Origin of the sequence: Nitratireductor luteus, assembly GCF_026162365.1 — a bacterium.
GTDB lineage: Bacteria > Pseudomonadota > Alphaproteobacteria > Rhizobiales > Rhizobiaceae > Chelativorans > Chelativorans luteus.
The window spans coordinates 164497-177240 of the sequence record NZ_JAOANW010000008.1 but is presented as its reverse complement, the minus strand read 5'-3'; the positions used below and the strand labels follow the sequence as shown (position 1 = coordinate 177240).

General features: G+C 63.8%; 10 protein-coding genes. 6 read left to right on the top strand and 4 right to left on the bottom strand.

Going from position 1 to position 12744, the window contains the following annotated elements:
• Window positions 1–27 precede the first annotated feature (27 nt).
• The 4 genes from N1058_RS13290 to N1058_RS13275 are packed head-to-tail and all read right to left on the bottom strand — an operon-like array spanning window position 28 to window position 5137.
• A complete protein-coding gene (locus N1058_RS13290; RefSeq protein ID WP_265518049.1) occupies window positions 28–615 on the bottom strand; it encodes a sarcosine oxidase subunit gamma in 588 nt (195 codons plus the stop codon).
• Window positions 608–3598, bottom strand: a complete 2991-nt coding sequence (locus N1058_RS13285) for a sarcosine oxidase subunit alpha family protein (RefSeq protein ID WP_265518048.1) — start codon at window positions 3596–3598, stop codon at window positions 608–610. The genes N1058_RS13290 and N1058_RS13285 overlap by 8 nt, the downstream gene beginning before the upstream one ends.
• Window positions 3595–3867 carry a sarcosine oxidase subunit delta gene (locus N1058_RS13280; RefSeq protein ID WP_265518047.1) on the bottom strand — a complete coding sequence of 91 codons (273 nt, stop codon included), beginning with the start codon at window positions 3865–3867 and terminating at the stop codon, window positions 3595–3597. Before N1058_RS13280 ends, N1058_RS13285 begins: the two co-directional genes overlap by 4 nt.
• 10 nt (window positions 3868–3877) lie before the next feature.
• A complete protein-coding gene (locus N1058_RS13275; RefSeq protein ID WP_265518046.1) occupies window positions 3878–5137 on the bottom strand; it encodes a sarcosine oxidase subunit beta family protein in 1260 nt (419 codons plus the stop codon).
• Window positions 5138–5389: 252 nt separating this feature from the next.
• Between N1058_RS13275 and N1058_RS13270 the strand changes: the two genes are divergently transcribed.
• The 6 genes from N1058_RS13270 to N1058_RS13245 all read left to right on the top strand — a co-directional run bounded on the left by N1058_RS13270 (window position 5390) and on the right by N1058_RS13245 (window position 12688).
• A complete protein-coding gene (locus N1058_RS13270) occupies window positions 5390–7750 on the top strand; it encodes a mechanosensitive ion channel domain-containing protein (RefSeq protein ID WP_265518045.1) in 2361 nt (786 codons plus the stop codon).
• 122 nt (window positions 7751–7872) lie between these two features.
• Window positions 7873–8136, top strand: coding sequence for a hypothetical protein (locus N1058_RS13265; RefSeq protein WP_265518044.1), 264 nt, complete (start codon window positions 7873–7875; stop codon window positions 8134–8136).
• Window positions 8137–8352: 216 nt separating this feature from the next.
• Window positions 8353–9786 carry a UbiA family prenyltransferase gene (locus N1058_RS13260; RefSeq protein ID WP_265518043.1) on the top strand — a complete coding sequence of 478 codons (1434 nt, stop codon included), beginning with the start codon at window positions 8353–8355 and terminating at the stop codon, window positions 9784–9786.
• 2 nt (window positions 9787–9788) lie between these two features.
• Entirely contained in the window at window positions 9789–11135 is a 1347-nt protein-coding gene (locus N1058_RS13255; protein ID WP_265518042.1) for an FAD-binding oxidoreductase, read from the top strand.
• A gap of 117 nt (window positions 11136–11252) precedes the next feature.
• Complete coding sequence (locus N1058_RS13250; RefSeq protein WP_265518041.1) at window positions 11253–11684, top strand: EamA family transporter; 432 nt, start codon at window positions 11253–11255, stop codon at window positions 11682–11684.
• Window positions 11681–12688 carry an NAD-dependent epimerase/dehydratase family protein gene (locus tag N1058_RS13245; RefSeq protein WP_265518040.1) on the top strand — a complete coding sequence of 336 codons (1008 nt, stop codon included), beginning with the start codon at window positions 11681–11683 and terminating at the stop codon, window positions 12686–12688. Before N1058_RS13250 ends, N1058_RS13245 begins: the two co-directional genes overlap by 4 nt.
• The last annotated feature ends 56 nt before the right edge of the window (window positions 12689–12744 follow it).

The following is a 12744-nucleotide window of genomic DNA, read 5'->3' as shown; positions in this document are numbered from 1 at the left end:
GAAAGGCTCGGCTTCGTGCCGGGCCTTTCATTCGACTTCATAGCCCGTCTCGGCTGCTGCCTCCCTCAACTCGCGCCAGAAGGCGCGCGCGAGGGAGCGAAAGACGAATATCTCGAAGCGGTCTTCGCCGGATCGATGAATCTGGGCGAATATGTCGTGGTGAGCCGTCGCCAGGCCTGTGTCGGCCGGGAAGGTGGTCAGGTGGAAATCCACGGCAAAGAGCTTCGACAGCATCCATTCGCACGCGTTGCCTTCCACCCTTATGCAGGTCCGCCCGTGGGAAAGGTCGGTGACCGTGCCTGTTTCAGGCGCGACCTCCGCCTGCATCCGTTCGAACAGGTCGCGCCGCGCCGAGCGGACGAGATAGCGGCTGGGCCCGATGCACAAAGCCGCCGCATCCTTGTTGGATGCGGCTGCGTTGGCGGCGGCTCCAACGCGGAGCCCGGTCGCCTTGCCGATGGCATTCCGGAGCGCCTGCTCCATGCCGGGCCATGCGCAGGCTTCCACGATGCCGGCGGGCGTCGCTTCGCTCAGGCGGATGCCGGTATCGCCGGCATGATTGGGAAAAGCGCCCGGCTCGAAGGCCGGCCCAAGGGGGGATTCGCGTTCAACCATGCATGCGCTTCCCTTCCGGGTCGAAGAAGTGATGGCTGACGATCTCAACCGGGCCGAAACGGTCGCGCAGCGGATCGGAGACGCGAGCGCGCGTGCCGTGGCGTGCCTTGCCGCCCTTGACCAGGGCCAGGCCGATGTAGCGTTCGAGTTGTGGCGAATAGCAGAAAGCCGTTATGTGGCCGATGCTTGTGCCAAGACCTTCAGAAGTTGAATCTTCGACGATATGAGCCCCGCCGCCAAGCGGCCGGTCGTCGAGCGAGACGATACCGACGAGGCGGATGCGGCCTTTGTCGATCAGTCCTTCGCGGTCCATCAGGGCCGAGCCGATGAACGGCTTCTTCTTCGACAGCATCCAGTCGAGATAGAGGTCACGGGCAGTGGTGCGGCCGTCGATTTCTGCACCGGTCACATGCCCTTTTTCGATACGTAGCGCGCCGAGTGCCTCCATGCCGTAAGGCGCGATACCGAACGGCCCGCCGGCTTCCATCAGTGCTTCCCACACATGGATGCCGTGGCCGGCCCCGCAATAGACCTCGTAGGCAAGCTCGCCGGAGAAGGAGAGGCGGCAGACCATGACGGGAGCGCCGTCGATTTCACCATGGACGATCCCCATGAATGGCAGCGTCTCGTCATCTATCCCCGTGCCGGAAATGCATGCTTCCAGCACGTCGCGTGATCGGGGACCGGCGACCGCCGCACCCGCCCACTGGTCGGTCACCGACGTGAGATGCACCCTGAGCTCCGGCCAGACCAAATCGAGATAATATTCCAGATGCTGCATGACCTTGCCGGCATTGGCGGTGGTCGTCGTCATCAGGAAATCGTGCTCGCCGAGCCTCCATGTGGTGCCGTCGTCCAGCGCAATACCGTCCTCGCGCAGCATGAGGCCGTAGCGCGCCCTTCCGACCTTCAGGGTCGAGAATATATTGGTGTAGACGCGGTCGAGGAACTCGGCGGCGTCCGGCCCCTTGACCGCGATCTTGCCGAGCGTCGACACATCGACGATGCCGACAGCCTCGCGCACGGCTTTGGCTTCGCGCACATAGGCCTGTTCCACCGTCTCGCCGGCCTGGCCGTAGATCTGCGGGCGGTGCCACAGGCCCGCCTCCATCATCCGGGCGCCATGCTCAAGATGCCAGTCATGCATCGGCGTCAGGCGGTCGGGCTTGAAGTGGCGGTGGCGCTCGGCGGCCAGCGCGCCGATGGGGACGGGGCTGTAGGGCGGGCGGAACCGCGTGGTCCCGGCCTCGGGAATGGAAATGCCGCGCGCCTCGGCCAGGATGGCCAGGCCCGGCACGTTCGACGTCCTGCCCTGGTCGGTCGCCATGCCCAGCGTCGTATAGCGCTTGAGATGCTCGACCGAGACGAAGCCCTCGCGGTGGGCAAGGCGCACGTCGTCGGCTGTCACGTCATGCTGGAAGTCGACAAAGGCCTTGCCACCAGCCCTGATCTCCAGCACCGGAGCGGGCGAGGGGTCGAGGCCCGGCTCTTCGGTCTGCGGAAGCCTGGCGCGTGAAGGCTTTTGCCCCGCGGCGGCGCGCCCGGCGCTGCGGCCGGTCTTCAGCGCTGCCGCCGTCGTCATCCCGCCGGTCAGTGCGCCCGCGCCCGACCAGTCCTGTTGGGGTACCGGGGGCAGGAAGGCTTGCAGGAAATCGTCCCATCGGGGCTTGCCGCCGGCCTGGCTGGCAAGATGGATCGCGGGCGACCAACCGCCCGAAACGGCCAGAAAATCGGCTGAAATGGGCCGAGAATCGCCCGAAACCAGCCCAGTTTGGGGGTCAAACCGGCGGAGAATCACCCGTTGCAGGCGCTTTCCGCTGGTTCCAACGACCGCATGGCCGAGCAGCGGCACCACTCCAGCCTCGCCGGCCAGCGCCTGCGCGGCGGTGGAAATCTCCTTGCGGACGTCGATAATCGCGGCGATCGACGCGCCGGCGGCCTTGAGCACGGTTGCGGCGCGGTAGGCGCTGTCGTTGTTGGTGAAGATCGCGATCTTCTCGCCCGGCAGCACGCCGTATTCGGCGGCATAACGCATCGCCGCGCCCGCCAGCATGATGCCGGGCCGGTCGTTGCCGGGGAACACGATGGGGCGCTCGATGCTGCCGGTGGCCAGGATCACCTTTGCCGCACGTATGGTCCAGTGGCGGTGGCGGGGCATGTCGCCCGGGCGCCGGGGAAGATGGTCGCCGACGCGTTCGAGGGCGGCAAGGGTGTTGCCGTCATAATAGCCCCACACGGTCGTGCGGCTCAGCACCTGCACGTTGTCCATGCGGGCGAGGCGGGCGGCGAGCCCCTCCGCCCATTCGCGCGCGGGCTTGCTGCCGATCTCTTCGCCGGACCAGCGGGCCATGCCGCCGAGGCGGGGTTCCTGTTCGGCCAGGATGACGCGCTTGCCGGATTTGGCGGCAGCCTCCGCCGCCATCAGACCGGCCACGCCGCCGCCCACCACCAGCACCTCGCAGAAGGCATTCATGCGCTCGTAGCGGGCGGGGTCGGGCTTGTGATCGGCTCTGCCGAGACCGGCCGCTCTGCGGATGAAGCGCTCGCAGAACATCCATAGCCGGGTGCCCTTCAACGGTCCCGCGACAGGGCCCATGAAGGTTTTGTAGTAGAAGCCGGCCGATAGCAGCGGCCCGGCAAGCTGGGCGAGTGCGCCGAAATCATAGTCGAGCGAGGGAAAGCGGTTCTGGCTTTCCACGCGCAGCCCTTCATGGAGTTCGATCTGCGTGGCCGGAATGTTGGGCTCGCGAATGCCGTCGCGCAGCACGGTCACCAGGGCGTTTGGCTCGTCCGCTCCCGCCGCGAAAATGCCGCGCGGGCGGTGGTATTTGAAGGAGCGGCCGACGAGAAGGACACCATTGGCGAGCAGCGCCGAGGCGAGCATGTCGCCCTCATGGCCGCTCATCTTCACCCCGTCGAAGGTGAACCCGACGGGCCGGGAACGGTCGATAGTGCCGCCGGCGGCGGCGCGGCGCGGGCTCATCCGATCATCTCCCGCGCTTTTCGGGCGAATTTGGCCGAGGCGATCTCGTGGCTGACCGTATCGCGGACGACCAGGAGATGGGAGCGGCAGCCGCCCGAATGCTGCCAGTACTCACGATGCAGTCCCGCCGGGTTGGGCCGTTCGTAGACATATGCGTGCCAGGCGGCGGTGTCGGTGGAGGCGAGGTCCGGCCGGGTTCGGGTGGCATCACCCTGATAGGTGAACTCGGCAAGGTCGCGCGGGCCGCAATGGGGGCAGGAAATCAGCATCTTTCGATCCTCAATGCAGCTTCGGCGTGGGCCCCTGGCCCTTTTCGTCGATGATGACACCGCGCTCGAACCGGCTCAGGGTGAAGGGGGCGTTGATCGGGTGCGGCTCGTCCTTGGCAATGGTCCAGGCGAAGGAATAGCCGGAGGCGGGTGTGGCCTTGAAGCCGCCATAGCACCAGCCGCAATTGAGATACATGCCGGGCAGCGGTCCCTTGGTGATGATCGGCGAGCCGTCCATCGACATGTCCATGACGCCGCCCCACGAGCGCAGCAGGCGCAGTTTTGCGACAGCGGGGAACATGGCCGTTATCTCGCTCATGACTTCTTCGACCAGAGGCAGGTTCCCGCGCTGGGCATAGGAGTTGTAAAGGTCGAGGCTGCCGCCGAAGACGAGGCCGCCCTTGTCCGACTGGGACATATAAAGGTGGCCGGCGCCGAAGGTGACGACGCAATCGACGAAAGGCTTGATGGATTCGGAGACGAAGGCCTGCAGCACGTGGCTTTCAATGGGCAGGTTCTCGATGCCGGCGAGCTTCATCACGCGGCCGGTGCTGCCGGCGACCGCCACCGCCACCTTCTTTCCCCGGATGTCGCCGCGCGAGGTGGCGACGCCGGTGATCTCGTCGCCATCGCGCAGAAACCCTGTCACCTCGCAGTTCTCGATGATGTCGACGCCCAGCCGGTCGGCGGCGCGCGCATAACCCCACGCCACGGCGTCATGCCGGGCCGTACCGGCGCGCGGCTGAAGCAGGCCGCCGACGACGGGAAAGCGGGCGGATGACGATACATCGACACCGGGCGCATATCGCGCGATCTGTGCCGGCGATAACCATATGCCGTCGCCACCCTCGTGGCGCATCGCATTGCCACGGCGGATATAGTCGTCGACCTGGGCGGGCGAATGGGCAAGGTTGAGCACGCCGCGCTGGGAGAACATGACGTTGTAGTTCAGCTGATGGGAAAGGTTCTCCCACAGCTTCACCGAATGATCGTAGAAGCGGATGGATTCGGGCAGGAGATAGTTGGATCGCACAATGGTGGTGTTGCGGCCGATATTGCCGGAGCCGAGCCAGCCCTTTTCCAGCACGGCGACCTTGCGGATGCCGTGCTCGGCGGCAAGATAGTAGGCGGTGGCAAGGCCATGGCCGCCGCCGCCCACGACGATCACGTCATAAGCCGGTTTGGGACTGGCCTTGCGCCAGGCCGGTTTCCAGCCGCGATTGCCGGAGAAGGCGTTTTTCAGGAGAGAAAGTGCCGAATATTCAGCCATTGTCTTGATCGGTCGTCCCCATTCGACCCGAAGCTATAGGGCACGAGCATGGACGGACGCAAATAATACGCCCTGCCTTTTCAGTGGACCGACCTTTCGGCTGGAAAGGCGTTGTTGCCCGGCTTTCGCGCGGCGACTATCAATGGTGCCCGAGTTGAAGGGAATCATATCCTCGTGGCCAGCCTGTCCGATCTAATCAAAGCACTTCCTGGCTTTCTCCTCGTGCTGGCTGTCATTTTCTGCGCGCCGGCCATGGCACAGCCTCAAACCACCGGCAACGGTTTCATTGCCAGCCAGAAAGAGAAGATCGACGATATCGCCCGGCAGACCCAGCAGCTCGCCAGCCAACTTGAGGAGAAGGCGGGCGACGATACCGGCCTGGTCCAGATAAGGGTGGAACTGGAAAAGCTGGCGCGTGACCTTCTGGCCAGCGGCGTCGCGTTTCGTCCGCGCATTTCCGAAATCAACGACAGGCTCGAACAGCTCGGACCCGAGCGCGCTGAGGGCGAGCCTGCCGAGCCGGAACTCGTTCAGCAGGAACGCCAGAGACTGCTTGACGAGAAGGCTGAGATCAATGCGCTGATCGGGGAGGCCGAGGCCCTTTCACTGCGGATCAACCGAATGATCGAGCAGATCGCGCAAATGCGGCGCGATCTGTTCACCAGCGCGCTTTCCAGGCGCTACGATATCACGGCCGCCTTGAGCCCTCAGGTCTTGAACGAGTTACATACGGATCTGGGAAAGGCCTATGATACAGTCGCTTCGTGGCTTCGTTTCACAGCCAGTTTCAAGCTGCGGGCCCTCCTGCTGACGGTATTTTTCTCCTTGGCGGCTGCACTGGTGCTGCATCTGGCGGGACGCAGGCTCTTCGGCAATCTGATTGACCCCGACCTCAACGAGGCCGAGCCGACCTATCTCAGCCGCCTGTCGCTGGCGCTGTGGTCGACGCTGCTGCCTTCGGCTGCCTTCGGCATTCTCCTCGGTTCGGCATATTTCTTCCTCGACGTGTTCGGCATTCTGCGCCGCGACATCGCTGAGCTGCTTTGGCCGCTGTTCTCGGTGGCTGTGGTGGTGTTCTTCGTCTACCGGCTGGCGCTTGCGGTGCTCGCGCCGAAGCGTGAGAACTGGCGCCTTTTGCCGGTCGAAACAAGCGCGGCCGGCAAATTGTGCCTGCTGGTGGGGGTAACGGCCACCGTTACCGGCTTTGATTTCTTCATGAACCGGCTCTACGAGCTGTTCGGCTCGCAATTGTCGCTGACGGTGGCCACGAGCTTTCTCGCCACGATCGTTGTCGGCGTGCTCCTGATCCTGATCGGGTCGGTGAAGCCCTTTCCGGGTGAAGAGGGGGCCCGTCCGCGCCCCTGGCCGATCATTTTCCGCGTGCTGATATACGGCTTTGCGGCGGCCACTATCATCGCGGCGCTGTTCGGCTATATCGGTTTTTCGCGGTTCCTGTCGCAGCAGGTTGTCGTCACCGGGGCGATCCTGGCGACGATGTATATCGGTTTCCTGGCCGGGGGCGCCATGTCGGGCGACGGCGCCTTCGCCGGATCGGCGGTGGGGCGGCTCCTGTCCCGGCGCTTCAGCCTGGACGCCACCACTCTCGATCAGCTCGGGCTGGTGGCGGGATTGGCCACCAATGTGGCGGTGGTGCTGGTCGGGGCACCGCTCATCCTTTTGCAATGGGGCTTTCACTGGGCCGAACTGACCGCATGGACCTATGGCATCGCCAACAAGGTCAGCATCGGCAATATCTCCTTTTCGCTGGTCGGCATCCTTTCCGGGCTTTTGGTCTTCATCGTCGGCTACTTCGTCGCGCGCTGGTTCCAGGCATGGCTCGACAGCAGGGTGATGGCGCGCAGCAGGCTGGACACGGGCGTGCGGAACTCGGTGCGCACGGCGATAGGCTATGCAGGCGTGGTGGTCGCAGCGCTGTTCGGTGTCGCCACGGCGGGCATCGATCTGTCGAACCTGGCGTTGGTGGCCAGCGCCTTGTCGGTCGGCATCGGCTTCGGCCTGCGAAATATCCTGGAGAACTTCGTCTCCGGCCTCATCCTGCTGGTCGAGCGGCCATTCAAGGCGGGCGACTGGATCGTGGCGGGCGCGGTGTCGGGAACCGTGAAGAAGATCTCCGTCCGCGCGACGGAGATCGAGACTTTCCAGCGCCAGACGGTGATCCTGCCGAACTCTGAACTGATCAATGCCGCGGTCGGCAACTGGACCCACAAGAACAGCCTGGGCCGCGTGGAGATACCGATCGGCGTGGCCTACGGGACCGATGTGAAGAAGGTACATGCCATCCTCCTGGATATTGCCCAGAGCAATCGGCTGGTTCTCAAGAATCCGGAGCCCTTCGTGCTGTTTGCCGGGTTCGGCGACTCGTCACTCGATTTCGAGATCCGCGTCTATCTGGCCGACATCTTGGCGCAGCTCGAAGTACAGAACGAAATCCGCTTTGCCATCGTCGAAGCCTTCGAGAGGGAAGGCATCGAGATTCCGTTCCCGCAGCGCGACATCCATTTCCGTTCCGGCCCGTCGCCATCGGGAGCCGGGGCGTCGGGGTCGGTCGATGGAGAGAGCGAGAACGAGGAAGATCAGGCCGAAAGCGGGTGAAGCATGGCGTTCAGTTGCCGTTCACATGGCAATGCCTATAAGGATCGTGAACGATAAGGATATCCGTCGCACATCGTCACGCGCCGGAACGACAGAGGCGGTGGAAACACCGAGGGAACAACATGAAGCGCACTCTTCTTGCATTCGCGGCCATCCTGGCCGGCGCCCCGGCTGCTCTGGCCGCCAGCGCCGTGAACCAGGACGGCGATCCCCGCACGATCATCGTGACGGAAGGTGGCAGCCAGGCCGACATCGTTATCGGGCCCGGCGAAACCGTGGAGTTCTGCCCCACCGGTTGCTTCGTCACCATGCCGAACGGCGACCGTGAGGTCCTGACCGGAACCGAGACCATAGAAATCACGGGCGGACGCGGCCGGATCCGTTAGAACTATCCGTAATTTCCAAGCAATTGACGGAAGCCGGGCGATTTTGCCCGGCTTTTTAACAAGTTGATTTTCCTGTTGTTAACGCTGCCGGCAGAAATGATGCGCGCGCCGGGCGATATTTGCGCGAAGATTCAGAGTTCTGAAGCGGTTCGAAGCTAGACGTCGTCGCCGGACGGGTACATTCCCGTACGGAATGGCTGAAACGGGGGCTTCACCATGGACGCGCGATCCAAGCGCATTGCGGTACCGCTTGCCGTCGATCTCGACGGCACGCTGATTGCGGCCGATCTTCTTTGGGAAAGTCTGTTCCTGCTGATCCGCAAGCGGCCGCTGTGCGTGTTTCTTCTGCCATTGTGGCTGATGAAGGGGCGGGCGCATCTCAAATGCCGGATCGCCGAGCGCATCGATTTCGATCCGGCCGCACTGCCCTATCGCACGGAGTTGCTGGCAAGGCTGCAGGAAGACAAGGCGGCGGGGCGGCACATCGTCCTGGCAACCGCTTCGCCGCGCCTGCTCGCCGAAAAGGTGGCCGCCCATCTGGGCGTTTTCGACCAGGTGCTGTGTACCGACCCCGATTGCAACATGGCGTCCGCTATCAAGCGGGACGCGCTGATTGCGGCCTTCGGCGATGGCGGGTTCGACTATGCCGGCAACAGCAAGGCGGACCTGAAGGTGTTCGACGCGGCCCGCCAGGCGGTGGTCGTGGCGCCGGACCGGGCAGCGTCTGCGTGGCAGGCGGCCCATGGCGGCGAGCTGATCGCGGCGCCGAAGGTGTCGATGCGCACGATTGCGAAGATGCTTCGCGTGCATCAGTGGCTCAAGAACGCGCTGATCTTCGTGCCGCTGGTACTGGCGCATCAATATGCGAACCTGCCGGTGATGCTCGAAGCGGTGCTCGCTTTCGTTGCCTTCAGTGCCGCAGCGTCCGCAATCTACATCCTGAACGACTTCTTCGATCTGGCGCTCGACAGACGCCATGCCACCAAGCGCAACCGGCCTTTGGCCAGCGGCGTCCTGTCGATCCCGTTCGGGCTGGGCGCGATGGCAGTGCTGCTGCTCATGGCTGCAGGCACCGCGGCTTTCCTGCCCCCCGTTTTTGCCGCCGTGCTGGCGCTTTATCTCGTCACGACGACCGCCTATTCGATAGCGGTCAAGCGGATGCTTCTGGTGGACGTGCTCATGCTGGCCGGCCTCTACACCCTGCGCATCCTGGCCGGCTGCGCGGCGACTGGCATAGAGGTATCGTTCTGGCTGCTGGCGTTCTCGGTGTTCTTCTTCCTCTCGCTGGCGCTGGTCAAACGCTATGTCGAGCTGCGTTCGACCGAGGTGCCCGTCGGCGAGCGCCTGGCAGGGCGCGGATACCGGCTCGAGGATCAGGAGATCATCGCTCAGGCCGGCATGGCGTCCGCCTTTTCCTCGGCGCTGGTGCTGGCGCTCTATATCCAGAGCGACGCGATCGACGCGCTCTACACTCATCCCTGGCTCATCTGGCCGCTGGGCCCCATCGTGCTCTACATCACCATGCGCATCTGGATATTGGCGCGGCGCGACGAGATGCATGACGATCCGATCGTCTTCATCATCCGCGACTGGCGCAGCCAGGCCGTCGCGGGCCTGGGCGCGCTCCTGCTTCTGGCCGCAGGGCTTTGAGCATGCGCGACAGCTATCCCAGTTTCGGCATGGCGACACCGCCGGGGCGGAATGCGATCCCGGCGAACGCGGCGATAGAGCTTCTTCAGAACGGTACTCCGGCAGCAGGCGGCCTGCTTGCCTATGGCAATGGCCGCTCCTATGGCGATAGCTGCCAGAACTCCGGCGGCAGGCTTGCGGACATGCGCGGCCGGGCCCGCATCCTCTCCTTCGATGCCGGCTCCGGCTTGTTGCAGGCGGAAGCCGGCGTTCTGTTGCGCGACATCATCGCCCTTGCCGCGCCGAGCGGCTTTTTCCCCGCCGTCGTGCCGGGAACGCAGCTCGTCACGCTCGGCGGTGCGATCGCCAACGACATTCACGGCAAGAACCACCATCGCCGCGGCACCTTCGGCAGCCATGTGCATTCCTTCACGCTGATGCGTTCCGACGGCACGATCCTGGAATGCGGGCCGCGCAAGAACGAGGACTATTTCCGCGCGACCATCGGTGGAATGGGCCTGACGGGTCTGGTCCTGGGGGCAACCATCCGGCTCTTGAAGGTCGGCAGCGCCGATGTCGACGAGCGCATCTCGCCGTTTTCCACGCTCGACGAATATTTCGATCGCGCCGTCGAGGCCGACGCCGAGAACGAATATGCGGTAGCCTGGATCGACCAGCTTTCCGGCGGGCGCAAGGCGGGCAGAGGGCTGCTGATGACGGCCAACCATGCCCGCCATGGCGGGGGCTTTTCGTTGGCGCGCAAGCCAAGGCTGGGCGTTCCTTTCCAGCCACCGTTCAACATGCTCAATAGCGTCTCGATAAGGTTGTTCAACGCCGCCTATCGCTGGGCCAAGGGCCGCAGGACGGGGGTCAATCGCGCCCCCTATCGCGGCTATTTCTTTCCGCTCGACGGCGTGCGTGGGTGGAACCGGCTCTATGGGCCCGGGGGGCTTTATCAGCACCAGAGCGTAGTGCCAGAGGCGGTGGCCCGCAAAGCCGTTCCGGCCCTGCTTCAGGCCGCGCGCGATGCGGGGCAGGCCTCGTTCCTCACCGTGCTCAAGCGGTTCGGCGAGATGGCTTCGCCGGGAATCCTGTCCTTCCCCCGACCGGGATACACGCTGACGCTCGATTTCCCCAACCGGGGCAGGGCCACGCTCGATCTTCTGGCAAGGCTGGATGCGATCACGGTGGACGCGGGCGGAGCGGTCAATCCGTACAAGGACGCGCGCATGGGCGCCGACGTCTTCGCGGCATCGTTTCCCGACTGGGAGAAACTCGAGCGCTTCCGCGATCCTGCTTTCATGTCGGACTTCTGGCGGAGGACGGCGATGCGGGTGGGTCCGGCCTCTCTTCGGTCGGCGGCGGAGTAGGCCAGTGAAGTTCTTTCCGGAAGGTAACTGCAGGAGGCGGCATTCGAGCGGACCGCTTCACACGATTTTTTCTTCCGTCGTCTATGCAGGACTGCGGGATAAGCGGGGCAATCCGAAATGAAATATATTCCATTCATCCTGTTCACGGTGATGACCAATGCCGCGGCGCAGCTGATGCTGAAGCACGGCATGATGACATTGGGCCCGCTCACCTTCGCCGGCATCAATCCGCTGTTGAAGATTCTGCAGATCGTGTTCAGCCCGTGGATTTTCGCGGGTCTGACGGTGTTCGTGGTGTCGATGGCCTCGCATCTCTACGTCCTCTCGAAGGTCGAGCTGTCCTTCGCCTATCCCTTTCTCAGCCTCGCCTATGTCGCGGTGGCGGTGTTCGCCTACTTCATCTTCCGCGAGGATCTCAACGCCTACCGTATCGCCGGCATCGCACTGATCTGTCTCGGCACGGTGCTGATCGCCCAGAGCGGCCGCGATACGCCGGAGACCGAGGTCGCGCAGAATTCATCTCAGTCCAAAGGGTCTGTCGTCCAATGAAACACATCATCTTCGGCGGTGACGGCTTTGTCGGCCGTCATCTTGCACCCAAGCTTCTGGCCGACGGCGAGACGGTCGTCGTCGCCGATATCGTGAAGAGCGACCTGCCGCACTATGGCAAGGCGAAATTCGTGCAGTGCGACGTGACCGATCCTGCCGCGGTTGCGGCGGTCGCAATCGCGCCGGACGACATGGTCTACAATTTGTCGGCCAAGATGCTGTCGCCGATCCAGGTGCGGGCCAAACGCCACGACTTCTTCTATCCCGTGAACTACCACGGCACGGTGAACATCATTGAGGCCATGGACAAGGCGGGCGCAAAGAATCTCGTCCATTTCACCACCGACATGATCTACGGCCATACGGTCACCTATCCAATGACGGAGGACCACCCGGTCTCGCCGTTGGGCGAATACGGGCAGTCGAAGCTCGACACGGAGGTGCTTGCCGCCGAGTGGCGCAAGCGCGGCATGAACATCTCGCTGTTCCGCCCACGCCTCATCATCGGCCCGGGGCGGCTCGGCATCCTCGAAAAGCTTTTCAAGCTGGTCGACATGAACCTGCCGGTACCCATGATCGGTTCGGGCAAGAACCCGTATCAGTTCATTTCAGTGTTCGATTGCGCGCAGGCTGCACGGCTCGCGTGGAAGGCGGGCGTGCCTAACGAGGCGTATAATCTGGGCTCGCTCAATCCGCCTCCGGTGCGCACGCTTTTGGGCAATCTGGTGAAGCATGCCGGTTCCAGATCGCTGCTCGTTCCGACGCCGGGCTGGGCGGTCAAGCGCACGCTCGATCTGCTCGACCTCATGAACATGCCGCTGATGGACCCCGAGCAGTACCTGATCGCCGACGAGATGTGCGTTCTCGACGTTTCCAAGGGCGAGCGAGACCTGGGATGGGTGCCGCAATACCGCGACGAGGACATGCTGATCGCCGCCTACGACGAATATCGGGCCAAGAAAGCCGGCGACAATGTCAGCGCGCATCATGTGCCGGCCGAATAGGAGTTTGCCGAAATGACCGTTCTTACGAAGACCGAGGCCAAGGGAGCCGTGCCCGT

Coding starts and splice junctions, on each gene's coding strand:
- N1058_RS13280 (WP_265518047.1), bottom strand. CDS start 3,867: ATGCTGATTTCCTGCCCCCATTGCGGCCCGCGCGACCTTGCCGAGTTC.
- N1058_RS13250 (WP_265518041.1), top strand. CDS start 11,253: ATGAAATATATTCCATTCATCCTGTTCACGGTGATGACCAATGCCGCG.
- N1058_RS13265 (WP_265518044.1), top strand. CDS start 7,873: ATGAAGCGCACTCTTCTTGCATTCGCGGCCATCCTGGCCGGCGCCCCG.
- N1058_RS13260 (WP_265518043.1), top strand. CDS start 8,353: ATGGACGCGCGATCCAAGCGCATTGCGGTACCGCTTGCCGTCGATCTC.
- N1058_RS13245 (WP_265518040.1), top strand. CDS start 11,681: ATGAAACACATCATCTTCGGCGGTGACGGCTTTGTCGGCCGTCATCTT.
- N1058_RS13275 (WP_265518046.1), bottom strand. CDS start 5,137: ATGGCTGAATATTCGGCACTTTCTCTCCTGAAAAACGCCTTCTCCGGC.
- N1058_RS13255 (WP_265518042.1), top strand. CDS start 9,789: ATGCGCGACAGCTATCCCAGTTTCGGCATGGCGACACCGCCGGGGCGG.
- N1058_RS13270 (WP_265518045.1), top strand. CDS start 5,390: ATGGCACAGCCTCAAACCACCGGCAACGGTTTCATTGCCAGCCAGAAA.
- N1058_RS13285 (WP_265518048.1), bottom strand. CDS start 3,598: ATGAGCCCGCGCCGCGCCGCCGCCGGCGGCACTATCGACCGTTCCCGG.
- N1058_RS13290 (WP_265518049.1), bottom strand. CDS start 615: ATGGTTGAACGCGAATCCCCCCTTGGGCCGGCCTTCGAGCCGGGCGCT.